This is a genomic window from Actinomadura xylanilytica (assembly GCF_030283145.1).
Classification (GTDB): Bacteria; Actinomycetota; Actinomycetes; order Streptosporangiales; family Streptosporangiaceae; genus Spirillospora; species Spirillospora xylanilytica.
The window spans coordinates 1,631,847-1,656,828 of sequence record NZ_JASNWE010000001.1 but is presented as its reverse complement, the minus strand read 5'-3'; the positions used below and the strand labels follow the sequence as shown (position 1 = coordinate 1,656,828).

General features: G+C 72.7%; 23 protein-coding genes. 12 read left to right on the top strand and 11 right to left on the bottom strand.

Features of this window, described 5'->3' with window-relative positions; all coding sequences use genetic code 11:
• Nucleotides 1-49: 49 nt before the first annotated feature.
• Genes QP090_RS07725 through QP090_RS07710 form a run of 4 tightly spaced genes read right to left on the bottom strand, consistent with a single transcriptional unit; the run spans nucleotide 50 to nucleotide 5,709 of the window.
• On the bottom strand, nucleotides 50-1,165 hold the full coding sequence (locus QP090_RS07725; protein ID WP_285937828.1) for an alanine racemase: 1,116 nt from the start codon (nucleotides 1,163-1,165) through the stop codon (nucleotides 50-52).
• Between the two features lie 13 nt (nucleotides 1,166-1,178).
• Nucleotides 1,179-2,933, bottom strand: a complete 1,755-nt coding sequence (locus QP090_RS07720; RefSeq protein ID WP_285937827.1) for an IucA/IucC family protein — start codon at nucleotides 2,931-2,933, stop codon at nucleotides 1,179-1,181.
• Nucleotides 2,924-4,561 (bottom strand): IucA/IucC family protein, encoded by a 1,638-nt coding sequence (locus tag QP090_RS07715; protein ID WP_285937826.1) that lies wholly within the window; start codon nucleotides 4,559-4,561, stop codon nucleotides 2,924-2,926. Before QP090_RS07715 ends, QP090_RS07720 begins: the two co-directional genes overlap by 10 nt.
• Nucleotides 4,558-5,709, bottom strand: a complete 1,152-nt coding sequence (locus tag QP090_RS07710) for an ATP-grasp domain-containing protein (RefSeq protein ID WP_285937825.1) — start codon at nucleotides 5,707-5,709, stop codon at nucleotides 4,558-4,560. Before QP090_RS07710 ends, QP090_RS07715 begins: the two co-directional genes overlap by 4 nt.
• A 135-nt stretch (nucleotides 5,710-5,844) precedes the next feature.
• Between QP090_RS07710 and QP090_RS07705 the strand changes: the two genes are divergently transcribed.
• Nucleotides 5,845-6,453 carry an HD domain-containing protein gene (locus tag QP090_RS07705; protein WP_285937824.1) on the top strand — a complete coding sequence of 203 codons (609 nt, stop codon included), beginning with the start codon at nucleotides 5,845-5,847 and terminating at the stop codon, nucleotides 6,451-6,453.
• Between the two features lie 60 nt (nucleotides 6,454-6,513).
• Here the strand turns inward: QP090_RS07705 and QP090_RS07700 are convergent, their stop codons facing one another.
• Entirely contained in the window at nucleotides 6,514-6,879 is a 366-nt protein-coding gene (locus QP090_RS07700) for a DUF4031 domain-containing protein (RefSeq protein WP_432763016.1), read from the bottom strand.
• A gap of 70 nt (nucleotides 6,880-6,949) precedes the next feature.
• On the opposite strand from QP090_RS07700, the gene QP090_RS07695 reads away from it, so the two are divergent.
• The gene (locus tag QP090_RS07695; protein WP_285937823.1) at nucleotides 6,950-8,347 is read left to right on the top strand and encodes a dipeptidase; all 1,398 of its coding nucleotides are present in this window, start codon (nucleotides 6,950-6,952) and stop codon (nucleotides 8,345-8,347) included.
• Nucleotides 8,348-8,428: 81 nt separating this feature from the next.
• The gene (nudC, locus tag QP090_RS07690) at nucleotides 8,429-9,340 is read left to right on the top strand and encodes an NAD(+) diphosphatase (RefSeq protein WP_285937822.1); all 912 of its coding nucleotides are present in this window, start codon (nucleotides 8,429-8,431) and stop codon (nucleotides 9,338-9,340) included.
• A gap of 125 nt (nucleotides 9,341-9,465) precedes the next feature.
• Here the strand turns inward: nudC and QP090_RS07685 are convergent, their stop codons facing one another.
• Nucleotides 9,466-9,756, bottom strand: coding sequence for a mycoredoxin (locus tag QP090_RS07685; protein WP_285937820.1), 291 nt, complete (start codon nucleotides 9,754-9,756; stop codon nucleotides 9,466-9,468).
• 140 nt (nucleotides 9,757-9,896) lie between these two features.
• Between QP090_RS07685 and QP090_RS07680 the strand changes: the two genes are divergently transcribed.
• The 5 genes from QP090_RS07680 to QP090_RS07660 all read left to right on the top strand — a co-directional run bounded on the left by QP090_RS07680 (nucleotide 9,897) and on the right by QP090_RS07660 (nucleotide 14,196).
• Nucleotides 9,897-11,972 carry an ATP-dependent DNA helicase UvrD2 gene (locus tag QP090_RS07680; RefSeq protein WP_285937819.1) on the top strand — a complete coding sequence of 692 codons (2,076 nt, stop codon included), beginning with the start codon at nucleotides 9,897-9,899 and terminating at the stop codon, nucleotides 11,970-11,972.
• Between the two features lie 146 nt (nucleotides 11,973-12,118).
• Complete coding sequence (tesB, locus tag QP090_RS07675) at nucleotides 12,119-12,982, top strand: acyl-CoA thioesterase II (RefSeq protein WP_285937818.1); 864 nt, start codon at nucleotides 12,119-12,121, stop codon at nucleotides 12,980-12,982.
• A gap of 167 nt (nucleotides 12,983-13,149) precedes the next feature.
• Entirely contained in the window at nucleotides 13,150-13,503 is a 354-nt protein-coding gene (locus QP090_RS07670) for a hypothetical protein (RefSeq protein ID WP_285937817.1), read from the top strand.
• Nucleotides 13,504-13,625: 122 nt separating this feature from the next.
• Nucleotides 13,626-13,904 (top strand): WhiB family transcriptional regulator, encoded by a 279-nt coding sequence (locus tag QP090_RS07665; RefSeq protein ID WP_285937815.1) that lies wholly within the window; start codon nucleotides 13,626-13,628, stop codon nucleotides 13,902-13,904.
• 97 nt (nucleotides 13,905-14,001) lie between these two features.
• Nucleotides 14,002-14,196 (top strand): hypothetical protein, encoded by a 195-nt coding sequence (locus QP090_RS07660; protein WP_285937814.1) that lies wholly within the window; start codon nucleotides 14,002-14,004, stop codon nucleotides 14,194-14,196.
• Between the two features lie 354 nt (nucleotides 14,197-14,550).
• Here QP090_RS07660 and QP090_RS07655 read toward each other — a convergent pair whose 3' ends face one another.
• The gene (locus QP090_RS07655; RefSeq protein WP_285937813.1) at nucleotides 14,551-15,888 is read right to left on the bottom strand and encodes an ABC1 kinase family protein; all 1,338 of its coding nucleotides are present in this window, start codon (nucleotides 15,886-15,888) and stop codon (nucleotides 14,551-14,553) included.
• A gap of 164 nt (nucleotides 15,889-16,052) precedes the next feature.
• Here QP090_RS07655 and QP090_RS07650 point away from each other — a divergent pair, with 164 nt between their 5' ends.
• From QP090_RS07650 to QP090_RS07640, 3 genes are all read left to right on the top strand, one after another.
• Entirely contained in the window at nucleotides 16,053-16,853 is an 801-nt protein-coding gene (locus tag QP090_RS07650) for an enoyl-CoA hydratase/isomerase family protein (protein WP_285937811.1), read from the top strand.
• A gap of 401 nt (nucleotides 16,854-17,254) precedes the next feature.
• On the top strand, nucleotides 17,255-17,809 hold the full coding sequence (locus tag QP090_RS07645; RefSeq protein ID WP_285938603.1) for a M48 metallopeptidase family protein: 555 nt from the start codon (nucleotides 17,255-17,257) through the stop codon (nucleotides 17,807-17,809).
• Nucleotides 17,806-18,486, top strand: coding sequence for a glycosyltransferase family protein (locus tag QP090_RS07640; RefSeq protein ID WP_285937810.1), 681 nt, complete (start codon nucleotides 17,806-17,808; stop codon nucleotides 18,484-18,486). The genes QP090_RS07645 and QP090_RS07640 overlap by 4 nt, the downstream gene beginning before the upstream one ends.
• 82 nt (nucleotides 18,487-18,568) lie before the next feature.
• Here QP090_RS07640 and QP090_RS07635 read toward each other — a convergent pair whose 3' ends face one another.
• The 3 genes from QP090_RS07635 to QP090_RS07625 are packed head-to-tail and all read right to left on the bottom strand — an operon-like array spanning nucleotide 18,569 to nucleotide 20,765.
• A complete protein-coding gene (locus tag QP090_RS07635; RefSeq protein WP_285937809.1) occupies nucleotides 18,569-19,132 on the bottom strand; it encodes an NUDIX hydrolase in 564 nt (187 codons plus the stop codon).
• Nucleotides 19,129-19,281, bottom strand: coding sequence for a hypothetical protein (locus tag QP090_RS07630; RefSeq protein ID WP_285937808.1), 153 nt, complete (start codon nucleotides 19,279-19,281; stop codon nucleotides 19,129-19,131). Before QP090_RS07630 ends, QP090_RS07635 begins: the two co-directional genes overlap by 4 nt.
• Before the next feature lie 20 nt (nucleotides 19,282-19,301).
• On the bottom strand, nucleotides 19,302-20,765 hold the full coding sequence (locus tag QP090_RS07625) for a zinc-dependent metalloprotease (RefSeq protein ID WP_285937807.1): 1,464 nt from the start codon (nucleotides 20,763-20,765) through the stop codon (nucleotides 19,302-19,304).
• Between the two features lie 131 nt (nucleotides 20,766-20,896).
• Here QP090_RS07625 and QP090_RS07620 point away from each other — a divergent pair, with 131 nt between their 5' ends.
• The gene (locus tag QP090_RS07620; RefSeq protein ID WP_285937806.1) at nucleotides 20,897-21,937 is read left to right on the top strand and encodes an NAD-dependent epimerase/dehydratase family protein; all 1,041 of its coding nucleotides are present in this window, start codon (nucleotides 20,897-20,899) and stop codon (nucleotides 21,935-21,937) included.
• A gap of 121 nt (nucleotides 21,938-22,058) precedes the next feature.
• Here QP090_RS07620 and QP090_RS07615 read toward each other — a convergent pair whose 3' ends face one another.
• Nucleotides 22,059-24,977 (bottom strand): UPF0182 family membrane protein, encoded by a 2,919-nt coding sequence (locus QP090_RS07615; RefSeq protein WP_285937805.1) that lies wholly within the window; start codon nucleotides 24,975-24,977, stop codon nucleotides 22,059-22,061.
• Nucleotides 24,978-24,982 lie beyond the last annotated feature (5 nt).

The window sequence follows — 24,982 nt, the reverse complement described above, 5'->3', positions numbered from 1 at the left end:
CCGTCGATCAGCCGCTCGTGCCGGCCGTGTGGCGGCCGGGCTGTGGCGACTAGCGGAGGTGGTGGAAGGTCGGCTTCGGGTGCATGAGGAAGTCGTGGTGCGAGATGTTCCACGCGTATGCGCCCGCCATGCCGAACGCCACCACGTCCCCGGGCCGGAGGGCCGGAACGGTGACGTGGCGGGCGAAGACGTCCTTGGGGGTGCACAGTTGCCCCACCAGCGTCGCGCGCCCGGCAGGCGGGCCGCTGGAGGCGGGGACGGCGAACGGCTGGTCGTGGCCCTTGGTGACGGGCGTGCGCAGATGGTGCGTCCCGCCGCGCAGGATCGCGTAGGTCTCGCCGTGGGTGGTCTTCACGTCCAGCACGTCCGTCACGTACCAGCCGTGGTAGGCGGTGACGGCCCGTCCAGGCTCGATCCTGAGCCGGACGGTGCCGTCCCTGGGGAGGCCGCGCCCGTAGGCCGTCCAGTCGAAGCGGGCTTCTGGGGAGCGGTAGTCGACCGCCATGCCGCCGCCCACGTTCACCTCTGGGCGGCGGACGCCGCGCGCCGCGAGCCAGGGCAGCGCCCAGTCGGTGACCTGCCCGGCGAGGTCGAGCATCGTGGGCGCGTCCAGGCCGGACGCCAGGTGCGCGTGGACGCCGCGCAGCCGGATGCCGGGCGTGCGGGCGATCTCATGCGCGCACGCGTCCAGCGTGTCCTCGTCCATGCCGAACGGGCCGCTCATCGTCAGGGCCGCACCGGGAAGCGCGATCGCGAGGTTGGCGCGCAGCAGGACGTCCACGGGACGCCCGGACGCGAGTTCGGCCAGGCGTGCCGGTTCGTTCGGGCTTTCCACGTGGATCCGCTCCACGGCCAGCCGCATGGCGAGTGCGATCTCGTCGTCCGATTTTCCGGGGCCGCCGTAGGCGAGGCGGACGTTCGGCAGAGTCTCGCGCACGTGGGCGAGTTCGCCGCCGGACGACACTTCGAGGCCGTCCACATGGGGTTCCAGCGTCCGCAGGATCTCCGGGTCCGGATTGGCCTTCGCCGCGTAGAAGAGCTCCACCGGGCCCAGCGCGGCGCGGATCGCGGCGGCGTGCGCGCTCAGGCCGCGCAGGTCGTACACGTAGGCGGGGTAGCGATCCAGGCGCCGCACATAGGCGGCGACATGTGCAGGCAGGTGCACGGACGGCGCCGCCTCAACCAGGGAACGGCGTGGACGGGGCGAGCGGGTTGGCGACCTGTACGTAGACGGCCTCCCGGTCGGCGGTACGGCCCCAGCGGGCGCGCAGGTTCGCCTTCGCGGGGATCGGAACCCCGGCCAGCAGCGCGCGCATCTCCGGACGGTCCGACGCGGACGCGAAATGGCGGCGGGCGGTCGGCCACAGGTCCCCGTCCAGCTCCGGATGCAGATCGGCGACGGCGGCGGCGATCTCGGCCAGATGGTTCACGAGCAGGCAGTAGACGACGCGGTTCCAGCCGCGCCCAGGTTCGTAGGTCAGCGCCTCCCGCACCCGGGACGGCAGGCCCGCCGTCGCCTCGTCCCAGCGTCCGGAGGCGAGCTTGGTCCCCTCCAGGTCGCGGAAGACGGCCCGGATCGGCATCCCGTCGGCGTCCACGGAGACCAGGACGTTCTGGAGATGCGGTTCGAGGATCACGCCGTGGTCCAGGTAGGCGTGCAGCACCGGCGGCGCAACCCGCGCCACGTAGGCGTCCCACCAGGCCAGTGCCCCGTCGGGGGTGGCGAGAGCGGGCAGCCCGCTCAGGACCGTCCCGTACGGATCGGCCAGGGCGCCCGCCAGTAGGGGAGTGCCGGACAGGCCGCCGACGCCCTGGCGGAGGATCACGCCGAGCCCCTCGAACAGGCGCGGATCGGCCAGTGCCACACTGCGGTACGCGGGCTCGCCTAGAAGGACGCAACCATCGAAGCGCTTCCCCAGCGCCGCGAAGACGGGACCGAGCAGCCGGTTTAGGACCACCGCGCCGGACAGCTCGTACCACGCGTTCTTGCGCACGCAGTTGGTGATGCGCACGTCCAGGCTGAACTTGCAGAACACGTCCGCCGCTGGGACGTAGACCGTTCGGACCGAAGACGTGGCGACCACCTCTGGCCCGGACGGCCCGAGGTCCTGGACGAGCCCCTCGCCGAGTGCGCGACGCAGCACCGGACGGTCGTCCAGTAGAGAGAGCTGCCACGGATGCGCGGGCAGTAGCCGATGCCCCGCAGGGACACGCGGCCCGAGACGCTCCAGCGACGCGAACGCCTCCGCGTCGCCCTCCTCGGCGAGCAGCTCCTCCCGCACGGCGAGCCAGTGCGGCCTGAACCGGGCCCGCGCTTCCGGCGCATAGGGAAGCCATCGCGCGACGTCCCCCTGCCGGGCCTTAGGCGACGGATGGAACCGATGCCCCGCCACCATGGCCTGCTCCGACTCGACATAGCGTCCGATCCGCTCCGGCAGACCGGCCTCCGGCTCACGCGCGCGCTGCCCTGCGCGTGCACCGGGCGTACTGGGCGAGCCGTCCCCGCCATCTGGGCCGTCCGCGTCGTCCGCGTCGTCCGCGTCGTCCGCGTCGTGTGCGTCGCGTGCGCGCAGGATGGCGACGAGCGCGGCGTGGCTGTCGCCGACCTGCGCCAGGAACTCGGGGTTGGCTCGGCCGGTCGCCAGTTCCAGCTCTCCGGCGACCAGGTCCGCCAGCCGGTCCCATCCGGCGGCGATCCATCCGCCGTCCCCGCGCCGCTCCTCGTAGGGCGGCGTCAGGCGCCAGGTCGGGCCGGCCGGGGGACGGGCGAGGCCGGCGCGCAGCAGCACCCCCGCGCGGGGGAGCCGGACCACGAGGCGCCCCCCGTCCGGCCACACCTGTCGATCGGGCGCGCAGACCTCTCTGACCAGGCAGTTGAGCAGCGCGGTGGCGGTGGCGTCGGCGGCGCACAGCGCCCGTTTCGTCAGCAGCACGTTCCGTCCCGAAGGTAGTTGGGCCCGAGCGGGCCGTAGTGCTTGTTGATGTCGGCCGCGCCCGTCCTGGCCTTGTCGACGAGGGTCCCGGCGGTGACCATGGCCTTTCCCGGCAGGCGCGCCGCGTCCAGGGTGCGGGCGCGCAGGAACGCGTCCTGTGGGCCGAGCGCCGCGTCGAGCCGGTCGCGGACCATCGCCAGACCGGTCCGCAACGGCAGCAGGCCCCGTTCCGCCAGCCCGAACGCGGGCGCGGCGGCGCACAGGTGCAGGGTGATGGTGACGAAGACGCGCGCGAGGGCCTCCGGGTCGCGCGTCGTCATCCGCCGGTCGATGAGGCCACCCGGGTCGGCGCCGTCCCTGTCCCCGTCCCTGTCACCGTCCCCGGGCCCGAGCCGCTCCCGCAGCCGGACGGGATCGATCAGCGTCCCGTCATAGTCCTTGACCAGCAGGCGAAGCAGACCACCCGCACCGTCGCCGTCGGTGCCACCGGACAGGACCAGTGACACGTTCTGCTGATGCGCCTCCAGCGCGATTCCATAGCGGAAGAGCGCGACGTTCAGGGTCAGCAACGCGTCCAGGTAGGCGCCGAAGAGGGACGGCACATCCCAGCGTTCGATCACGCACCCGCCCTCCGGAGCCTCCGCCAGCAGGGCTGCGACCGGCACCACGTGCGCCCGCGCGGTCTGCTCGGGGAAGCGCCGGACCAGGTAGCCCAGGAGGGGAGATCCGGCGTGGCCATAGGTCTGTTCGTCAGCGAGCAGCAGTGGAAGGTCCGGTTCGTGTGCGACCACGCGGCGCAGGATCCGTTCCGTGAGAGCACCGTCCGGCAGCGTGCCCGGCACGATCGTCCGACGGTTGCGCAGGCCGAGCGTGCTCGTCGGCAGCGGCATCTTCAGGTGCGTGAACGGCCCCGCCACCACGGTTCGCATCGACAGCGTGGGGACGACCTGGAGGAACGGTTCCGCGTCGACCGTCACGCCCGGCAGCTCCTTGAGGAAGGGCGCGGTCAGCGGATGCACGGGGAACATCGTCCGACCGTCCGGCCCGTCCGGCCACCAGTCCGGACGCACGCCCGCCAGCGTCGCCTCACAACGCGGGACCGTCGCCCACCGCAGCGGGAACACCGGCCCGAACTCCGGCGCGTGCCGGTTCAGGTCGGCCCTGCTCAGTCCGGCCCGGGAGCGTCCCGTCGGGTGGACGGGATGGTCGGTGAACGCGGCGAGCGTCTCGTAGAAGGGGCCCGGCCCGCGCCGCAGCTCCTCGGGGACCCGTCCCAGCCGCCGCAGCACCGCCGGACGCTCCTGCTCATGCAACCGCAGCGTCGCCAGCGCGGACTCGCACTCCCGCTCGAACGCCGCCACGTCGTCACGCGGATCGGCCAGCGCCCGCACGGCAGCGAACACCTCGTCCAACCGCAGCCCTTGGCCTGGGTCCACGATCAGATCCGCGAGGAACCCGGGGCGCGCGTCCAGCAGCCGTACGGGCAGCCCCGCCAACCGGAGCAGCCGCCGGTCGCGGTCGACGAAGCCCCGCAACCCCGCGTAGTCCTCGCGCACGAGCGCGTCCAGAACCCGCGCGGCCAGCACGCCCTCGCCCCCCGACACCCCTTCGCCGCCCTCCGCGGTCACGCGATCGTCCACGAGTGGGCGGCGCGGAATCGGGCGATGGCGGCCTCGATGCCGTCCGCGTCCGGCCCGATCGCGCGGATCGTGCCCAGGTAGTCCCGGTTGGTGCGGGTCAAGGGGAAGGTGTCGCCGACGGCGCGCTGTGGCCGGTACGCGACGCGTACGGCCCCATCGGTCACCTCCATGGGGCCGGGGGCGCCGGTGAGCGTGCCCGCGCGGTCGGCGATGACCGCCTCGGCCACCGCGTGCCGCCGGGACCGCGGCCGGGGCCGTTCCGCGTCCAGCCGTTCGCCCAGGTGGACGCGGAGGATCTGCTCGAACAGCGGAACGCCCAGCAGGTCGGCCATCAGGAAGTCGCAGTGGTCGCCGATGAGCCGGTAGTTGACCTCGATGATCCGGGCGCGTCCTTCGTGCACGACGAACTCGGTGTGGCACGCGCCGAACCCCACGCCCAGCCGCTCGAGCTGCGCCAGCACCTGCCCGGTCTCCGGCGGCGGGGGAGCCCATTCCAGGCGCTCCTCGATGAAGTACGGCGGCGGCGACATCCTCGTGCGGAACGACCCCAGCACGCGCAGCTCGCTGCCGTCACCCAGCGTCTCCAGCGTGTGCAGCGCGCCCGGAAGATACTCCTCGGCGATGAGCGGATCGTCCCGCCGAGCCCGGATCTCGTCGCGCCGTGCGGCCAGCTCACGCGCGTCGCGCACGAGGAAGACGTCCTCGCTGGCCACGCCCTCTCGCGGTTTGAGGACGAGCGGGTAGGGCGCGCCGTCCGGCACCCCGTTCCCGTCCGGATCCGCCGCGAACACCGGATCGAGGCCCGCCAGGTGACCGCGCATGAGCGACTTGTTCTTGGCCCGGGTCGCCGCCCGCCAGTCCTTGGCGGGCAGCCCGGAATAGGCGGCGGCCAGCGCCGCGGGCGCCTGGAGGAAGTCGCTGTTGGAGAACACCGCCGCGGGCGCCGCCGCGCACGCGATGATCTCCCGGAAGTCGGTGACGTCGCATTCGACGACCGTGCGGTCGGCTCCGGCATGGGCGGCCGGACGGTCGGTGAGGAGGACCACGTCCAGCCCGAGCCGTTGGGCGGCCGGCAGGAACCCGTACGTCACCGAGTCGGTCGCCTTGCCGGCGACGAGACAGAGCGAGGCGGCCACGGCCACCCTTCCACATCGAGGTCAGTGAGGTAAGGCTTGCCTAACTCGAAGACCATAGTGGCGGGGGGCCGGAGCGCGTGCAAGAACGATGACACCGCGTGTCCCGGCGCGTCCGGCTTTCGAGAGGATGGGGCCATGGACCTCCTCGACCGGTGGATCGCGCTGGCCGGACCGCAGACCCGGCACATCGGCGCCGAGCTGGACGCCCGCTACGCCGAGCCGCACCGCCGCTACCACACCCGCGAGCACCTCACCGCCGTCCTCGACCTGGTGGACGAGCTGGCCGGCGACGCCGCCGAGCCCGACGCCGTCCGGCTGGCGGCCTGGTTCCACGACGCCGTCTACGACCCCGAACGCGCCGACAACGAGGAACGCAGCGCCCGGCTCGCCGCCCGCATGCTCGCCGACACCGACCTGCCGGACGCGACCGTCACCGAGGTCGTCCGGCTGGTCGAGCTCACCACCACGCACGCTCCCGAGCCCGCCGACCGCAACGGCCAGGTGCTCTGCGACGCCGACCTGGCCGTCCTGGGCACGGACCCGGCCCGCTACGCCGCCTACGCGGCGGCCGTGCGGGAGGAGTACGGGTTCGTCCCCGACGAGTTCTTCAAGGCTGGACGCGCCGAGGTCCTCCAGGGCCTCCTCGCCCTGCCCGTCCTCTTCCACACGCCCGCCGCCCAGGAGCGCTTCGAGCAGCGCGCCCGGCACAACATCGAGACCGAACTACTGCTGCTCAACGCATGAGACGGCCCGTCCCAAGGCAGGCGGCGCGGCCTGTCCCTAGGCAAGCGTGGCGGCCTGTTCCTAGGCAAGCGTCGCGGGCCGCTCCAGCGTGGCCGGTTGTTCCAGCGTGGCGGGCCGCTCTAGCGTGGCGGGCCGTTCCAGCGTCGCGGGTCGCTCCGGGCGGCGTGACCGCACGACCTTCCGCCGGCGCAGCCCGGCGCAGGTCAGCCGCGACAGCAGCTCCTGGCAGCCCACGGCCTGGGCCCCCAGCGTCAATGCCGACTCGTACAGCTCGGACGGCACGTCGTAGTGGTCGCGCTCGAACGCCCGAACCGGCATGCCCAGCCCCGCCGCGAACGCGTGCAGCTCCGCGAACGACATGTCGCTGATCATGTGCGACCACACCCGCCCACGCGCCGGCCACAACGGCGGATCGATCAGGATCACCACAACTCCAAAGGACACAGAGCCGATCTCGTACAGTGCCAGACAGTACGACATGCGAAGGGGCACGCAGATGGACGCAGCGGCATATATCACTGCCAACCGGGACCGGTTCGTCGCTGACCTCAAGGAATGGCTCGCGATCCCGTCGATATCCGGCGACCCGGCGCACGCCGGCGACGTGCGGCGTTCGGCCGACTGGCTCGCCGCCCACCTGAACGCCCAGGGGTTCCCGACCGTGGAGGTCTGGGAGACCGGGACGCCGCAGGCCCCCGGGCTCCCCTCGGTCTTCGCCGAATGGCCCGCCGCCGATCCCGCGGCGCCCACCGTCCTGGTCTACGGCCACCACGACGTGCAGCCCGTCGAGCCCCGCGCCGAGTGGGACACCGACCCGTTCACCCCCGTCGAGGACGGCGACCGGCTCATCGGCCGCGGCACCTCCGACGACAAGGGGCAGGTGTTCTTCCACACCCTCGGTGTCCGCGCCGGGCTGGCCGCGTCCGGCGCCGCCGCCCCGCCCGTCACGATCAAGATGCTGGTCGAGGGCGAGGAGGAGTCGGGCTCGGTGCACTTCGCCGGCCTGCTGCGCGCCCGCCGCGACCGGCTCCGCTGCGACGCGGTCGTGATCAGCGACACCACGATGTGGGCCGCGGACGTCCCCTCGATGTGCACCGGCATGCGCGGCCTCGCCGAGGTCGAGGTCACGCTCCGCGGGCCCGCCACCGACCTGCACTCCGGCTCGTTCGGCGGCGCCGTGCCGAACCCGCTGCACGCGATGGCGTCCCTGCTCGCCGCGCTGCACGACGCCGACGGCCGCGTCACCCTGCCCGGCTTCTACGACGACGTCGTCCCGCTGACCGAGGCCGAGCGCGAGCTCTTCGCCCGCCTCCCCTTCGACGAGGACGCCTGGCTGCGCACCGCCGGCGACAGCCGCGCCCCGCACGGCGAGCGCGGCTTCAGCACGCTCGAACGGATCTGGGCCCGCCCGACCGCCGAAGTCAACGGCCTGTGGGGCGGGCACACCGGCCCCGGCGGCAAGACGATCGTCCCGCGCGAGGCGCACGCCAAGATCTCGTTCCGGCTGGTCGCCGGCCAGGACCCGGTCACGGTCCAGGAGGCGTTCAAGGTCTGGGTGGACGAGCACACCCCGCACGGCGTCGCCGCCGAGGTGCGCGTCCCGGGCGGCGGCGTCCGGCCGTGCTTCTCGCCGATCGACTCGCCCGGCGTCCGGGCCGCGCGGCGCGCGATGGAGCGGGCGTTCGGCACCGAGGTGCTGTTCACCCGCGAGGGCGGCAGCGGCCCCGAGGCCGACCTCGCCGACATCCTGGACGCCCCGCTGATCTTCGTCGCCGTCGGCCTCAACGGCGACCGCATCCACGCGCCGAACGAGAAGGTCGAGCTCCCGCTGCTGCTGAAGGGGGCCGAGGCGGCGGCCTACCTGTGGGAGGAACTCGCCACCGCGCTGCGCTGACCAGAAGGCCGGCGGGCGCCCGCCGCGCCCGCCACCAGGCAGGACACCCGACCGGCACCCGGATGAAGGAGATCGAGACACGTGACCGAGACGCCCCTCGAATGGCTGGCCCTGGCGCGAGGCACCCTTGACCGGGTCGCCCTGCGCCGCCGGGACGACGCCTGGCTGAAGACGGCCTGGGCGGACCCGCGCACCCGGGTGCTGGTGGTCGAGGACGGGCGCTCGCTCGTGTCGCACGACCCGGACCCCGCGCTGGTGTTCGTCCCGCCAGGGGACGCGCCGCCCGGCGACCGCTGGCTGCTCGGCGTCGACCCGGCCGGCGTCGCCTACTTCGGGACCGCCGCCCCGCTGCCGGCGATCGAGGGGACCGAACCCGCCGGGCTCCGCCGCGTCGGCGCGCTGCTGAACGACCGCGACTCGGGCCTGCTCACGTTCGTCGTCGCGCTGGAGCACTGGCACGCGACCCACCTGTTCTGCCCGCGCTGCGGCGCACCGACGGAGGTCAGGTCGGCCGGCCACGTGCGCACGTGCACCGAGGACGGGTCCGATCACTTCCCCCGCGTCGACCCCGCCGTGATCATGCTGGTGACCGACGCGGCCGACCGGATCCTGCTGGCCCGCGGCCCGCAGTGGCCCGCCGACCGCCGGTCCATCCTGGCCGGGTTCGTCGAGCCGGGGGAGTCCCTCGAACAGGCCGTCGCCCGCGAGGTGATGGAGGAGGTCGGGCTCGCGGTCCGCGACGTCCGCTACCTGGGCAGCCAGCCGTGGCCGCTGCCGCGCAGCCTCATGCTGGGCTTCACCGCGAAGGCCGACGGCGACGTCCCGCTGCGCCCCGACCCCGAAGAGATCCTGGACGCCGCCTGGTACACCCGCGCCGAACTGCGCGAGGCCGTCGAGGCGGGCGAGATCGTCGCCCCCGGCCCGCTGTCCATCGCCGCCCAGCTCATCATGCGCTGGTACGGCGGCGAACTCCCCAACATGCCGCACTTCTGAGCGCGCGGCGCCCCGAGCGCGGTGTCCTGAAACCGTGGTTTTCGGGCGCGACGTCTGAGCGCGGCGTCTGAACGCACCAAGGCCCGCCGCCCCGTGCCGGGACGGCGGGCCTTGGCGGGGTGGCGTCAGCCCTCCGAGGCCAGCTCGGCGAGATGGCGCTTGACCTCCTTGGCGCTGGGGTTGGTGAGGACGATCGTGTCGCCGATGGTGACGGTCGGGACGGTCTGGTTCCCGCCGTTGACGCTCATCACGAACTCGGCCGCCGCCGGGTCGCGCTCGATGTCGACCTCCGCCATCTCGATGCCGTCGCGGGCGAGCTGGCTCTTCAGCCGCCGGCAGAACCCGCACCACGTGGTCGTGTACATGGTCAGCTGCCCGGTGGGGCCCTTGGCCCGCTGGGTGGTCGGCGTCGCCATCGGTGCGTCGTCTCCCTCGTTCAAATGATCTGTTTAATACCGCGTAAAGAAGAACATACGATCTCCGGCCCGCATTCCGGAGGTTATCCACAGTGGTGCGCCGTGCGGATCCGGTCGGCGGCGGCTGCAAGGATGGGGGCATGTTGGCTGAAGGGGTGCTGGAGGGCCTGGACCCTGACCAGCGCGAGGTCGCCGAGGCGGTGCGCGGTCCGGTGTGCGTGCTCGCGGGCGCCGGCACCGGCAAGACCAGGGCGATCACCCACCGGATCGCCTACGCCACGCTGACCGGCGTCGTCGCGCCGCAGCGGGTGCTGGCCGTGACGTTCACCAACCGGGCCGCGGCCGAGCTGCGCGGGCGGCTCCGCGAGCTCGGCGCGCCGGGCGTGCAGGCCCGCACCTTCCACGCCGCGGCGCTGCGCCAGCTCACCTACTTCTGGCCGCGCGTCGTCGGCGGCGAGCCACCCAAGATCATCGACTCCAAGATCGGCCTGGTCGCGGACGCCGCGCGGTCCTGCCGGCTCTCGTTCGGCCGCGGCGAGCTGCGCGACATCGCCGCCGAGATCGAGTGGGCCAAGGTCACCCAGAACCGCCCGGAGGACTACGCCGCCGCGGTCGCCGCGTCCGTCCGCAAGACGCCCGCCGACGTGATCGACGTCGCCCGCGTCTACGCGATGTACGAGCAGCTCCGCCGCGAGCGCAACCTGCTCGACTTCGAGGGCATGCTCGAGCTGACCGCCGCCGTGCTCACCGAGCACCGCGAGGTGGCCCGGCAGGTCCGCGAGCAGTACCGCTACTTCGTCGTCGACGAGTTCCAGGACGTCAACCCGCTCCAGAAGCTGCTGCTCGACACCTGGCTCGGCGACCGCGACGACCTGTGCGTGGTCGGCGACCCCAACCAGACGATCTACTCCTTCACCGGCGCGAGCCCCGCGCACCTGCTCGGCTTCACCCGCGAGCACCCGGACGCCAAGCTCGTCAAGCTGACCCGCGACTACCGCTCCACGCCCCAGGTCGTCGGGCTGGCCAACGGCGTCATCGGCCAGGCCCGCGGCGCCGCGGCCCAGAGCTACCGGCTGGAGCTGGTGGCGCAGCGCCCGCCCGGCCCCGAGCCGATCTTCAACGAGTACGACGACGAGGTCGCCGAGGCCGACGACATCGCCCGCCGCGCCCGCAAGCTCGTCGACGAGGGCGTGCCCGCCCGCGAGATCGCCGTCCTCTACCGGATCAACTCCCAGTCCGAGAACTACGAGGCGGCGCTCGCCGCCGCCGGCGTCCCGTACGTGCTGCGCGGCGCCGAGCGGTTCTTCGAGCGCCCCGAGGTCCGCGAGGCGGTCATCCGGCTGCGCGGCGCCGCCCGCGCCGGCGCCGACGCCGAGACCGACGGCACCGGGCTGATCATGACCGTCCGGCACGTGCTGTCCGGCGCGGGCTTCAGCGACCGGGCTCCCGAGGGCGCCGGCGTCGCCCGCGCCCGCTGGGAGTCGCTGGCCGCCCTCGCCCAGCTCGCCGAGGACATGGCCGCCGCCGACCCGCGCGCCGCGCTGCCCGAGTTCGTCGCCGAGCTGGAGGAGCGCGCCGCCGCCCAGCACGCCCCGCCGCTCGAGGGCGTCACGCTGGCCTCCCTGCACGCCGCCAAGGGCCTGGAGTGGGACGCGGTGTTCCTGGCCGGGCTGGTCGAGGGCACCCTGCCGATCATCTACGCCGAGACGCCCGAGCAGATCGAGGAGGAGCGCCGCCTGCTCTACGTCGGCGTGACCCGCGCCCGTGCGCACCTGTCGCTGTCGTGGGCGCTGTCGCGGTCGCCCGGCGGGGCTCGGCGCCGCCGCCCGTCCCGCTTCCTCGACGGGCTCACCGGCAAGACCACCACGCACACCCCGGCCCGCGTCGACCGCGGCAAGCGCCGAGGCGCCAAGGGCCCGCAGCCCTGCCGCGTCTGCGGCCGGCCGCTCACCGCCGCCGTCGAACGCAAGCTCGGCCGCTGCGAGGACTGCCCCGTCGAGCTCAACGAGGAGCTGCTCATCGCCCTCAAGGAGTGGCGCGCCGGCGTCTCGTCCGAGCAGCGCGTCCCCGCCTACGTGGTCTTCACCGACGCCACCATCCAGGCCATCGCCGAACGCGACCCCGGCTCCCTGGAGGAGCTGGCCCAGATCCCCGGCGTCGGCAAGGTGAAGATCGACAAGTACGGCGCCGCCGTCCTGGCCCTCTGCGGCCCCTGACCCCCGGGCGCCCGGTGCCCGGCCCCCGCGCCCCGCGCCGCCTCGCGCCCGCGCACCGCCCTCTCGCACCCTCGCGCCACCGCGTCCACCAGGTGCGGGAGGGGTGAGACACCGCTCACAGGGGCCCCTTTGGGAGACTGGCCGCTGTGAAGGAGACTCTGAAGGCACTGATCGACCTGCTGGACCTCGAGCAGATCGAGAACGACATCTTCCGCGGGCGCAGTCCCGAGGACCGCCAGCAGCGCGTCTTCGGCGGGCAGGTCGCCGGGCAGGCGCTGGTCGCCGCGGGCCGCACCGTGCCGGTGAACCGGCCGGTGCACTCGCTGCACGCCTACTTCATCCGGCCCGGCGATCCGCTGGTCCCGATCGTCTACACCGTCGACCGGGTCAGGGACGGGCGGTCCTTTACCACCCGCCGGGTCACCGCGATCCAGCACGGCAAGGCGATCTTCACGCTGTCGGCGTCGTTCCAGATCGTCGAGGACGGCCCGCACCACCAGGCCGCGATGCCCGCCGCGCCCGAGCCCGAGACGCTGCCGCACGCGCTGGAGCGGCTGACGCCGCTGTTCGGCGAGCGGGTCGCGGCCGAGTTCGTGAACCGGCGCCCGTTCGATGTGCGGCACGCCAGCCCGCTCACCTGGGAGGCGGCCGGCGACGCCGAGCTCGCCACGCCCGAGTCGACGGTGTGGCTGAAGGTGGACGGCGAGCTGCCCGACGACCCGCTGCTGCACGTGTGCCTGATGACCTACGCCTCGGACATGACCCTGCTCGACACCGTGCTGCTCAACCACGGCCTGGCCTGGGGCGACAAGCGCACGATGGGGGCCAGCCTCGACCACGCGATGTGGTTCCACCGGCCGTTCCGCGCCGACGACTGGCTGCTCTACTACCAGGACACTCCGTTCGCGGGCGGCGCGCGCGGCCTGGCCAGGGGGCAGGTCTTCACCCGTTCCGGCGAGCTGGTGGTGTCGGTGATGCAGGAGGGGCTCGTCCGCGTCTCCGATTCCTGACGGCCGCGGGCGGGGCGAGTGAGGTCACCCACAAAACCGCAGGTCAAAAATATCTTGATTGATTCGCCGCAGTCGCCGTACTCTCGATGCGAGCAATCAAACGGCCCGGCCCCCGGATCTTCATCCGGTGACGGGCCCCGATGAGCCAGGAAGGTGGTGTGCATCCGGTGAACAACGCATTGATGAACAAATCAGGCCAGTCCTGGATGCCCGCCTGCCTCGGCGATTCGGCGAGGCCCGCCTTCGCGTCCGCCCCGGCACCGCTGAACGGTGTGGGCAAGCGCTATGGCGGCGCGGCATGGATGCACGAGTCCGACATGGTCGAGGGACGCTTCGGCGACCTCGCCCTGCGACTGCGTGATCTACGCGACGAGCAGCGAATCCAGGACGAGCAGGGCGGAAGTGTCTTCGCGCACAACGGCGAAGCCAATCTTCCGCAGGCTCCGGCCACGGCCCACACGGCCGCCGCTTCCCTGCGGAGTGGCGCGTCGGGTCCGTACCCCTGGAGGCCACCGGTCTAGCAAGACACCGGCAAGCCCCCAGGCCGCGGATCCGTAACCGGATCCGCGGCCTTCTTTATTTGCCCGGACTACCTACCGACACGACCCGTTGATATTCAACGAGAGGAACCAGGGTGACTGTGATGCAGGGGGCTCTCGCAGTAAGCGAAGAGGACCTCACGCTTCCGTGCCGGACCGACCCGGAGCTGTTCTTCGCCGAGGCGCCCGCCGACGTCGAGCTCGCCAAGGCCCTGTGCCTGGAGTGCCCGCTCCGCAAGGAGTGCCTCGCCGGTGCTCTCGAGCGCAACGAGCCCTGGGGCGTCTGGGGCGGCGAACTGTTCGTCCGCGGCGTGATCGTGCCGCGCAAGCGCCCGCGCGGCCGTCCGCGCAAGCACCCGGTGCCGGACGAAGTGGCCGTGTGAGGCCCTGATGCCCGTCATGCCGGAACTCCGCCGTTCCACGTCCGGGTGTGCGGTCCCCGCGCGGGGACCGCACACCCGGGCCGCGAGGAAGAACACGATGATGATGCTCGACCAGGAACCGTCCCGTGAACGAATACGGGGCCTGACCGAGGAGGCCGAGCGGCTCCAGCGGGCCGCGCGAGTGCGCGCCGTGCGCCGGGCCCGCCGGGACGCCCGCACGCGGGCCGCCCGCGTGCGCCGCGCCCTGCTCGCACCGACCTCCGCCGGGGAGCCGTACGCGCCCGGTCGCTGACCACGAATCTGCGCCCAGGCAGAACGGGCGGTGAGGACCGGTCCGACAGAAGATCCGAACCGACAGGAGATCCGAACCGCCAGGACCGTCCACCGGACCGATCCGAAACCGATCTGTCAGAGATCAGCCCGTCCGAATCCGCTACTCGGCCCGTACGGTCGCAGGCCCTGGTGCCCGTCCTTCTTGGATGGTTTGGCGGGCCGCGCGCCTCCCGGCGGGCCTCCCGCACGGCCGGTGTCTCCCTTACCGGACGTGTGTGAACGGGGCCCCGCGCACCTCATCAGTGCGCGGGGCCCCGCTGCTCGTCTCTGCCGCGCGTCCAGGCGGCGCCGGTGGCGCGGGCGGCGCGGGCGGTCAGCCGACCAGCTCGCCGTCGGCCTCGTCGGCGTCGTCGGCGAAGCCGGGAATCCACTTCAGGGACTCGGCGCGGGCCGGGATGTCGCATTCGAGCTGGCAGAGCACTCCGGTGCCGGCCGACAGCACCCGGTGCACGATCACGTACTCGGCCGGCAGGTTGAGCTGCCGGACGACGTTGGTCGGACGCAGGTCGGTGACCCGGGCGGCCATCCCGCGCAGCCACTCGCGGCTGAACGCGAAGGTCTCGTTGACGAACGGCTCGGTGATCGGGGCCAGGAAGGCCTGGAGCGACTCGGTGTCGATGTCGACGCCCTCGCGGATGAAGTCCTCGTCCCGCAGCGCGTCCTCGATCTCGGTGATGTCGGACATGGTGCCGATGCGCAGCAGCCGTCCCATCCGGTGCAGGAAGTCGGCGGGGATCCGGTCGACGGCGCCGAAGTCGAGCACGCCGAGGCGGCCGTCGGCCAGGAGCCGGAAGTTGCCCGGGTGCGGGTCGCCGTGCAGCAGTCCCGCGCGCTGGGGGCCCGACAGCAGGAACCGGCAGTACAGCAGCGCGGCGTGGTCGCGGGTCTCCTGCTCACCGTCGCTGATGATCTTGGACAGCGGGGTGCCGTCGATCCACTCGGTGACCAGCACGTTCCCGGCCTGCGCCACCACCTCGGGGACGTAGAAGTCGGGGTCGTCCAGGAACGCCTCGCGGATTGTGGTCTGCGAGGCGGCCTCGATGGTGTAGTCGAGCTCCTCGACCACCCGCTCCTTGAGCTCGGCGAGCATCGACTTGACGTCCAGGCCCGGCATCAGGATGCCGAACAGCCGGCCGAGCCGGGCGAGCTGATTGAAGTCGCTGATCAGCGCCTTGCCGGCGCCGGGGTACTGCACCTTGACCGCGACCTCGCGGCCGTCGGCCCACACGGCCCGGTGCACCTGGCCGATCGACGCCGCCGCGGCGGGCTGGTCGTCGAACGACTCGAACCGGTCGCGCCACTCGGCCCCGAGGCCCTCGGTGAGCACCTTGTGCACGGCGGAGGCCGGCAGCGGCGGCGCGGCCTCCTGGAGCTTGGTCAGGGTCGCCCGGTACGGGCCGGAGATCTCGGGCGGCAGCGCCGCCTCGAAGATCGACAGCATCTGGCCGAGCTTCATCGCGCCGCCCTTGAGCTCTCCGAGGACCTTGAAGAGCTGTTCGGCGGTGCGCTGCTGGATCTCGACGGCGACCGCCTCGGCCGGCCTGCCCAGTGTGCGTTTCCCGACGCCCAGGGCGGTGCGCCCGGCGAATCCGAGGGGGAGGGACGCCAGCTTTGCTGACCGCGTCACCGCGCGGCGGGGGAGATCGCTCACGGACCCCATTGTCGGTGATTCGGTCTCGTTCGCGCCACAACGACTCAAAGTATTCCTCACCCGCCGGACCGGTGCGCGGCACCGACCTGCGGCAACGGCGTAAGTGTGCGCTTTCTCACGCCCGGCCGAAGGTGGCCTCGGTGACATTCGGTACGGTGCGCCCCATGTCCGAGAAGCTGTCTGATGCGCTCCTGGTCGACCGTCGTTCCGATGGAATCGCCGTTCTCACCTTGAATGATCCAGATCGTCGGAACGCGATGTCCGACGAGATGACCGCGGCCTGGCGGACCGCCATCGCCACCCTGCGAGCCGACGCGGGCCTGCGCTGCGTGGTGCTGACCGGCGCGGGCAGCGCCTTCAGCTCGGGCGGCGACCTGTCCTGGCTCGCGGACAAGAACGCCGGGACGGTGCCCGCGCTGCGCGACCGGATGCTGGAGTTCTACCGGACGTGGCTGGCGATCCGCGACCTGGAGGTGCCGACCGTCGCCGCCCTCAACGGGCACGCCGTCGGCGCCGGGCTCTGCCTCGCGCTCGCCTGCGACCTGCGGTACGCCGCCGAGGACGCCAAGCTCCTCGTCCCGTTCACCGCGCTCGGCCTGCACCCCGGGATGGCCGCGACCTGGCTGCTGCCCGAGGTCGCCGGGCTGCCGCTGGCCCGCGAGATGCTGTTCACCGGCCGGGCCGTCACCGGCACCGAGGCCGCGTCGTCCGGGCTGGTCAACCGGGCCGTGCCCCGCGACCGGACGCTCGCCGAGGCGCTCTCGGTGGCCGAGCTGATCGCCGCGCAGGCCCCCATCGCGACCCGGCTCACCAAGGTCGCGCTGTCGGCCGGCGGCCACAGCGGCATGGACGCGGCGCTGCGCTGGGAGTCGCTCGCCCAGCCGGTCACCATGACATCCCGGGACATGCTGGAGGGCATCACCGCCCAGCGGGAGCGGCGCCGTCCCGAGTTCACCGGAGAGTGACAGCGCCGAGAGGACCGCGGTTCGACCCTCTCGATATGCAGTCACGCTATGTTACTGATCGAATACCAGTAGGAACTCCGCGCCATCGGGGACCGCTTCCTTGACCTTTTCGGGCGGTCCCCGGTGGCGCGTCGCCATCTCGCGCCCGGACGGCCCGAGTGGCCCGCGAGACGTCGGGCCGAACGGTGCCGACAGGCCCTGGAGGAAGCCCGGGAAGCGTCCGTGTGTCGGCGCGGAAAGGGTTTGGACAACAGGTGGAAACCGTTTGCCCTTAGGTAAAAAGACTGGGGTTGACCTGGGGTGATGTCAAACACCCCCTGTGGAGGACGCAAATTTTTAGGTACGGTTCTGACGTGCCCCCAAATGTTGAGGTCCGCCGCAGCAGCCGACGCCGGCGGACGGTGTCCGCCTACCGCGACGGGGACAAGGTGGTGGTGATGTTGCCGTCCCGGCTGAGCAAGGCCGAGGAGGAACAGTGGATCGCCACCATCCTCGAACGGCTCGCGGAAAGGGAACGACGTCGGCGTCCCAGCGACGCCGACCTCGAAGCACGGGCCCATGAACTCTCCCGCCGATATCTGTCCGGCCGCGCCGACCCGGTGAGCGTCCGCTGGGTCGCGAACCAGCGGACTCGCTGGGGTTCGTGCACCCCGGACGACGGCACCATCCGGCTGTCCACCCGGCTGCGCGGCATGCCCGCCTGGGTCGTCGACTATGTCCTGGTGCACGAGCTGGCGCACCTGCTGATCCCCGGGCACGGCACCGACTTCTGGGAACTGGTCGGCAGCTACCCCAAGGCCGACCGGGCACGCGGCTACCTGGAGGGCGTCACCGCCGCGGCGCACCTGCCGATGGACGCCGACCCGGCGGGCGACGAGCTCGCCCGCGACGACGACCTGCACCGCGGCGACGTCCTCCACCACGGGGACGACTACCAGCACGAGGTCGCCGGGTGACCGGCGCGGGCACCCGCTACGCCGCCGTCCTGTCCATGCCGGCCGGGACGCCCCGGGGGAGCGGCGGGGCGAGCGGTGGGGAGGCTCCGCCGGGGATCGACGCCGCGGAGTTCCGGCTCGCGCTGCTGGAGGACACCTACGAGGTCGTCGCGGGCCTCGAACTGGTGACGCCCGCGCTGGTCCTGCACCCGCCCGGCCAGCCGGACGCCGAGGCGGTCACCTGGCCGGGCACCGCGATCGTCCGCGAACCCACGCTGCCGCGCGCGTTCGCCGCCCTGCACGCCCTCGGCGCCGAGCAGGCCGCGCTGATCGCGCCGGACGCGCCCGACCTGCCGCCGCTGCTGCTCGGCAAGCTCTTCCGCGCGCTCGGCAGTGCCCCGGCCGCCGCCTGCCAGGCCGAGAGTGCCGGGGGCACGGGCCGCGGCGACGGGCTGGTGGCGCTCGCCGCCCGGCTGCCGCTGCCGGAGTGGCTGGCCGCCGCGCTGGAGGACGTCGATCTCGACACGCCCGACGCGCTGGGCCTGCTGCGGGCCGCCGCGCCCCGTCCCGGGCAGGTGCCGCAGGCGCCGAGCTGGCACCGGCTTCGCACCGCCGCCGACGTGCGGCTCCTCGATCCGGGCCTGGAGGGCTGGGAGAACACCCGCGCACTCCTGGAGGGCGACCCGCTCGGCCGCTGAGCCGGGCGGCCCGCCGTCCGGTCACCCTGAGTAGCCGTGTGGTCCGGCCGGTCGCCCTCGGACCGCTCGGCCGTTGGGCTGCTCAGCCCTTGAGCCCGGCGGCCCGTTCGACCAGGCGGCGGACGATGTCGTCGGAGGGCTCGGGCAGCGCGTCCACCGGGAACCAGCCGAGCGCGTCGGACTCGTCGCTGACCGCGTGCCGGGCGTTCTCCGGGGCGAACGCGACGTACTGGACGTCCAGGTGCCAGCTACCGCCCGGATGGCAGGGCACCGCGTGCCGGTCGAGCCGGATCGGCTCGGGACGCAGCCGCAGCCCCGCGATGCCCGACTCCTCGGTGGCCTCCCGCAGCGCCGCGGCGGCGAGGGACGCGTCGCCCGGCTCGCAGTGCCCGCCGAGCTGGAGCCACGCCTTGAGCTTGCGGTGCAGGGTCAGCAGCACCCGCGTGCCGGTGCCGTCGAGCACGGCGGTGCTGGCGGTGATGTGCCCGGGGGCGCATTCCCGCCAGAGCCCGTCGGGGTGGACGGCCAGGTGACGCAGGAACTCCCGGCGCTCCTCGTCCTGGACGGCGTCGGGCGCCTCCCACGCGGTCAGCACCCGCAGAGCGTCGGCGTGCAGCCGCCCCGCGGCGCCGTCCGGGCGGCTCATACCCGCCGCACGCGCGGGTACCGCGAATTGGCCGGGTGCAGGCGGCGCCGCTCCTGGTCGATCGGGCGCTGCCAGCACAGTCCGGCGCGGGCGACCCGCCGCCTGATCACGTTCGTGGACGAGCCGGGCTCGTACCGGCAGCCGCTCACTCGCGAACCTGCCCGGTACATCACGAGCGGGGCCCCGGCGCGCCGTCGTCCGGGCCCTTGCCCCCGCCATCCGCGCCGCCTCGCCCGTTCTCGTCGGGCTTGTCGGGCTTGTCGTCGCCCTCGGCAGCGCCGTCCTCGCTGGGCTTTCCAGGCTTGCCGGATGTGCCGTCGGTGCGGCCGATCTCGGGGTGATCGGCGGTGAGCGCGGAGATGTCGAGGTCGGACAGCCCCTCGATCTCGTCCTTGCCGTGCGCGAAGCCCTCGGGGTCGTCGAGATCGTCGGCGGTCGGCAGCAGGTCGGGGTGGTCCCACAGCGCGTCGCGGCCCTGCATGCCGCGCGCCTCGGTGAGCGTGCGCCACAGGACGCCCGCCTCGCGCAGCCGCCGGGGCCGCAGCTCCAGGCCGACCAGCGTGGCGAAGGTGCGCTCGGCCGGACCGCCGGTGGCGCGGCGCCGCCGGACGGCCTCCGACAGCTTCACCGAGCCGGGCAGCCGGCCCTCGGCGACCTGGTTGACCACGGTGTCGACCCAGCCCTCGACCAGCGCCAGCGCGGTCTCCAGGCGGGCGAGCGCCGCCTTCTGCCGGGGCGTCTCCTCGGGCTGGAGCGACAGCTCGCCGCCGAGCGCCTCCTGGATGGCCTCGGGGTTGTTCAGGTCGAGCCCCTGGACGGCCTGCTCGATGCCCGACAGGTCGACGGTGATGCCGCGCGCGTACTCCTCGACCGCGCCCAGCAAATGCGCGCGCAGCCACGGCACGTGGGCGAACAGCCGCTGGTGCGCGGCCTCGCGCAGCGCCAGGTAGAGCCGCACCTCGTCGCCGGACACCTCGAGGCCGGCGCCGAACGCGTCCACCCCGGCGGGGAGCAGCGCGCCGACACCGCCGGGGGCCAGCGGCAGGCCGACGTCGGCGGAGCCGGTGACCTCGCGGGCGAGCGCGCCGAGCGCCTGCCCGGCCTGGCCGCCGACCATCGCGCCGGCCATCTGCTTGACCATGCCGATCAGCGGGCCGGCCATCGCCTGCACGTCGGCGGGGATCTCGCCGCCGCCGAGCGCGCCGCCCATCGAGTCGACCATGCGGGACGCGATCGGGTCGCAGACCTTCGCCCAGACCGGCAGCGTCTGCTCGATCCACTCCGACCGGCTCCACGCCTGGGGGGTGCGGATGCCGGCGGGCAGCGTGGTGCCCTCGTCCAGCCACAGATCGGCCAGCCGCAGCGCCTCCTCGACCTGGCGCCGCTCGGCGTCCACGATCGAGGGGTCGCCCTGCTCGACGACCGAGTGCCGGGCGATGTTCTTGGCCAGATCCCAGTTCAGCGGGCCGCCCTCGGCGCCGCCGGCGCCCTGGCTGCCGAGCATGTCGGCGAAGCGGTGCAACATGTCGGCGAATTGCGACATGTCGCCGCCCATGGCCTTGAATGGATCCTGGGGCTTGTCGTCGTCTCCGTCGTCGCCTGGACGGTTGAAGCCGAAGGGATTGTCACTCATCGGTTTGCCCCTGGGATGCATGATGGGCTCATATCCGCAACGTTAGCCGGTCCCGGCGAAGTCGCGTACACAAGGAAGGGGGCACCCCCGTGGCAACGGGCAAGGTTCGCCCTCGGCGTAGCAAGGCCCCGGTGGTCGCCGTCACCGGGGCGGCCACAGGGGCGGGGCGGCTGCTGGCCGCCCGGCTCGCCGAGCGTGAGGAGATCCGCAAGGTCGTCGCGATCGACGGGCAGCGCGGAGATGTGCCGGACGTCACCTGGCGGGTCGTCGACATCCGCGATCCGCTGCTGTCCAACCGGCTCTCGGACGTCGACGTGATCGTCAACCTGGACGTCGAGCAGTCGCCCGAGGCCGACCCGCGCGAGCGCCGCACCCACAACGTGCGGGGCGCGCAGACGGTGGTGACCGCCGCCGCGGCGGCCCGGGTCCGCCGGGTGGTCCTGGTCACCAGCGCGATGGTCTACGGCGCGGGGCCGGGCAACGAGGTGCCGCTCCTCGAGGACGCCCCGCTGCTCGCCGAGGCCAACGAGAGCATCGCCGGCGACTTCCTGGAGATGGAGGACCTGGCCGCGAACGCGCCGGTCACCCATCCGGGCCTCGAGGTCACGGTGGTGCGCCCGGCGGCGCTGGTGGGGCCCGGCATCGACACGGTCGTGACCCGCCACTTCGAGTCGCCCAGGCTGCTGTCGGTCAAGGGCTGCACCACCGGCTGGCAGTTCTGCCACGTCGAGGACCTGGCCGCCGCCCTCGAACTGGTGGTCGTCGAGGACCTGCCCGGCCCGCTCGGCGTGGGCTGCGACGGCTGGCTCGGCTCGGACGAGGTCAACGAGATCGCGGGCAAGCGGAGCTTCGAGCTGCCCGCCGCGCTCACCTTCGGGATGGCGCAGCGGCTGCACCGCCTCGGCATGACCCCCGCGCCCGCGACCGACCTGCACTACGTCGCCTACCCGTGGGTGGTCGACTGCGCCCGGCTGCGGGCGGCCGGCTGGAAGCCCGGGTACGACAACGCCACCGCCCTGCGCGTGGTGATGGAGGAGACCGCCGGACGGCACGCCGTCGTCGGCCGCCGCGTCGGCGGCAAGGAGGCCACCATGGCGACCGCCGCGGGCGCCACCGTGGCCGCGATCGGCGCCGCCGCGGCCATCCGCCGCGCCCGCAAGCGGCGCCGCTGACCTCCGTCCGTCCAGGTCCGCCCCGCCGGCCCGCGGCCCCGGCCCGTCCGCCGCTGCTTTGATCGCTTTGCCCGCCCGCCTTGACCGGAAACCGGTCCAGGCGGGCGGGCGGAGCCCGGGACTAGCTGGACGGCTTCTCGCTCGGGGAGCCGGACGGCGGGGGCGATGCGGCGGGCTGCTTGACCGCCGCCTGGTTGGCGGCGCTCAACGCCTCCTTGGCCTTCTTGATCTGCTCCCACGCGGTGCCCATGGCGGGATAGTCGCCGTCCTTGCGGGCCTTCTCGTAGCCGTCGACGGCCCGTTGCAGGTCGGTGATGGCGTCCCGGACGGCCTGGCTCAGCTCGGGCCCGCCCTGCGGCGCGGGCTTCCCGGGCGTGGCCGCCGGCGGCGGGGTGGCCCCGGCGCCGCCGAGGAGCAGCTTCATCGCCTCCGGCAGGGTCTTGCCGGACGCGATCCGGTCGCCGAACCGCACCAGCACCTGGCCGAGGATCGGGTACGGCTGCTGCTCGGCGCCTCCGGCCGCCAGCGCGTACATCGGTTCCACGTACAGCAGGCCCTTGCCGAACGGGATCGTCAGCAGGTTGCCCGCCACGGTGCGGGTGTTGCCCTGGCGCAGCCGGTACAGCGAGTCCTTGACCTGCGCGTTGGTCTCGAACGTGTTCTGCACCTGCCCCGGCCCCTGGGTCGGCGGCGTGCGCGGCAGCTGCAAGATCTGGATCTTGCCGTAGTCGGGTCCGGGGGTGGACCCGACCGCCATGAACGAGGCCAGGTTGGGGTTGTTGACCGGGTTGAACACGGTGGTGAGGGAGAAGTCCTCGGTGGGGCTGCCCGGCATCGCCAGGCTCTGGTAGAACGGAGGCTGCCGCCGGCCCTTCGCGCCCGGGTCCTCCGGCACGTCCCAGAAGCCCTCGCCGTTGTAGAACGCGCCGGGGTCGGTCACGTGGTACTTGGCGAGGATCTGCCGCTGCACCTTGAACATGTCCTGCGGGTAGCGGAAGTGGCTCTCCAGCTCCGCCGGGATCGCGCTCTTGGGCTCCACGGTGTTCTTGAAGACCTTCATCCAGGTCTTGGTCACCGGGTCCTTCTCGTCCCACTGGTAGAGCTTGACGGTGCCGTCGTAGGCGTCCACGGTCGCCTTGACCGAGTTGCGCATGTAGTTGACGCGGTCGTTGGCCTGCCGCGCCACCGCCGACCGGGTGTCGGTGATGGTGTCGCGGGTGGCCTCGCCGAGGCTGGTCTGCTCGGAGTAGGGGTAGCCGGACGAGGTGGTGTACCCGTCGACGATCCAGGTGACCTTGCCGTCCACCACGGTCGGGTACGGGTCGCCGTCGAGGGTGAGCCAGGGCGCGGCGCGGTGCACCATGTCGCGCGGCGTCCGGTTGTAGAGGATCTTGGCGTTCTTCTTGATCGCCCCGGACAGCATCAGGTTCTTCTCCTGGAACTTGGCGGAGAAGAGGAGCTTGTTGAAGAACGAGTCGATCGGCACGCCGCCGGCGCCCTTGTAGGTGGTGTTCTCCTGCCCGGCCGAGCTGTTGTCGGGGTAGTCGAGCTCGTTCTGGCCCGCGCCGCCGACCACCGAGTAGGACGGGGAGTGCTCGCCGTAGTAGATCTGCGGCTGGTCGACCTTGATCTGGGCGTTGGCCGCGGACGGCATGTCCTTGGTCAGGAACTCGGGCTCGCCGCCGCCGGTGAACCGGTCGCCGTAGGCGGACACGAAGCCGTAGCCGTGCGTGTAGACCATCCGGTCCTTGACCCAGCTCTTCTGCCCGGCGGGAGCCCCGGACAGCTCGCGCAGCGCCACGATCGTGTCGACGGTCTTCTGCTGGCCGCCGTCGGTGACCTTGTAGCGGTCGACGTCGAGGGTGTCGGGGAACCGGTAGAACGGCCGGACGCGCTGGAGCTGCTGGAACGTCTCGCCGACCACGCTCGGGTCGAGCAGCCGCACGCCGTCGAGCTTGCCGGCCTCGTCCTGGAGCCGCCCGGTGTCGGTCTCGGGCTGCGCCCCGTACGCCGCGGGCCTGACGTCCCCGACGCCGTAGGCCTTGCGGGTGAACTCGATGTTGCGCTGGATGAACTGCCGCTCCTTGGCGAGCTCGTCCGGCTTGACCTGGAACTGCTGGATCAGCAGCGGGTAGAGGCCGCCGACCAGGATCGCCGACAGCACCAGCAGCGTGAAGCCCACGCCGGGCAGCATCATGCCGCGCCGCATCAGGTTGCTGAAGAACAGCGCGGCGCAGATCAGCGCGATGATCGCCAGGATCGTCTTGGCGGGCAGCAGGGCGTTGACGTCGGTGTAGGACGCGCCGGTGGTGACGCCCCGTTCGGAGTGGACGAGCCCGTACCGGTCGAACCAGTAGGCGAACGCCTTCAGCAGGATGAACACGCCCACCAGCACCGACAGGTGCGCGCGCGCGGGAGGGCTGGCCTTGTCGCCCGGCCCTTGGAGGCGCAGCCCGCCGTAGAGGTAGTGCACCATCACCGCGGCCAGGATGGACAGGATCACCGTCGCGAAGACCACGCCCAGCACCAGCCGCAGGAACGGGTAGGTGAAGACGTAGAACGAGATGTCCTTGTGGAACTGCGGGTCGACCTGGCCGAAGGAGGTGCGGTGGAGGAACGCGAGCCAGACCGGCCACTGGCCGGACACCGACGAGCCGGTCAGGACGGCCAGCAGGCCGAGCAGCCCCGCGGTGATGAGCTTGCGCCGGGGGTCGATCACGGTCCGGTAACGTTCGAGGCCCTGCTGCTCGACCGACAGCGGCCGGTACGCGGGCCGCAGCCGGTGCGCGATCATCACGTTCGCGCCCACCACCAGCGCCATGAACAGGCCGGCGCCGACGAACAGCACTACCCGCGCCCACAGCATGGTGGTGAAGACCGACGAGAAGTGCACCGAGCGGTACCAGAGCAGGTCGGTCCAGAGCGCGGTGAACACCATGAAGGCGATCAGCAGCACCGCCAGTACGGCCAGGACCGGTAGCACCAGTCGGGTCCGGCCGCTACCGAGCCGGCGCCCGAATTCGGGAGTCCGGAAGGTCAAGGGCC

Bases quoted from the DNA above. Each gene is read 5' to 3' on its own strand.
- QP090_RS07705 (WP_285937824.1), top strand. From the start codon at position 5,845: ATGGACCTCCTCGACCGGTGGATCGCGCTGGCCGGACCGCAGACCCGG.
- QP090_RS07650 (WP_285937811.1), top strand. From the start codon at position 16,053: ATGTCCGAGAAGCTGTCTGATGCGCTCCTGGTCGACCGTCGTTCCGAT.
- QP090_RS07625 (WP_285937807.1), bottom strand. From the start codon at position 20,765: ATGAGTGACAATCCCTTCGGCTTCAACCGTCCAGGCGACGACGGAGAC.
- QP090_RS07685 (WP_285937820.1), bottom strand. From the start codon at position 9,756: ATGGCGACGCCGACCACCCAGCGGGCCAAGGGCCCCACCGGGCAGCTG.
- QP090_RS07680 (WP_285937819.1), top strand. From the start codon at position 9,897: ATGTTGGCTGAAGGGGTGCTGGAGGGCCTGGACCCTGACCAGCGCGAG.
- QP090_RS07660 (WP_285937814.1), top strand. From the start codon at position 14,002: ATGATGATGCTCGACCAGGAACCGTCCCGTGAACGAATACGGGGCCTG.
- QP090_RS07695 (WP_285937823.1), top strand. From the start codon at position 6,950: ATGGACGCAGCGGCATATATCACTGCCAACCGGGACCGGTTCGTCGCT.
- QP090_RS07665 (WP_285937815.1), top strand. From the start codon at position 13,626: ATGCAGGGGGCTCTCGCAGTAAGCGAAGAGGACCTCACGCTTCCGTGC.
- QP090_RS07635 (WP_285937809.1), bottom strand. From the start codon at position 19,132: ATGAGCCGCCCGGACGGCGCCGCGGGGCGGCTGCACGCCGACGCTCTG.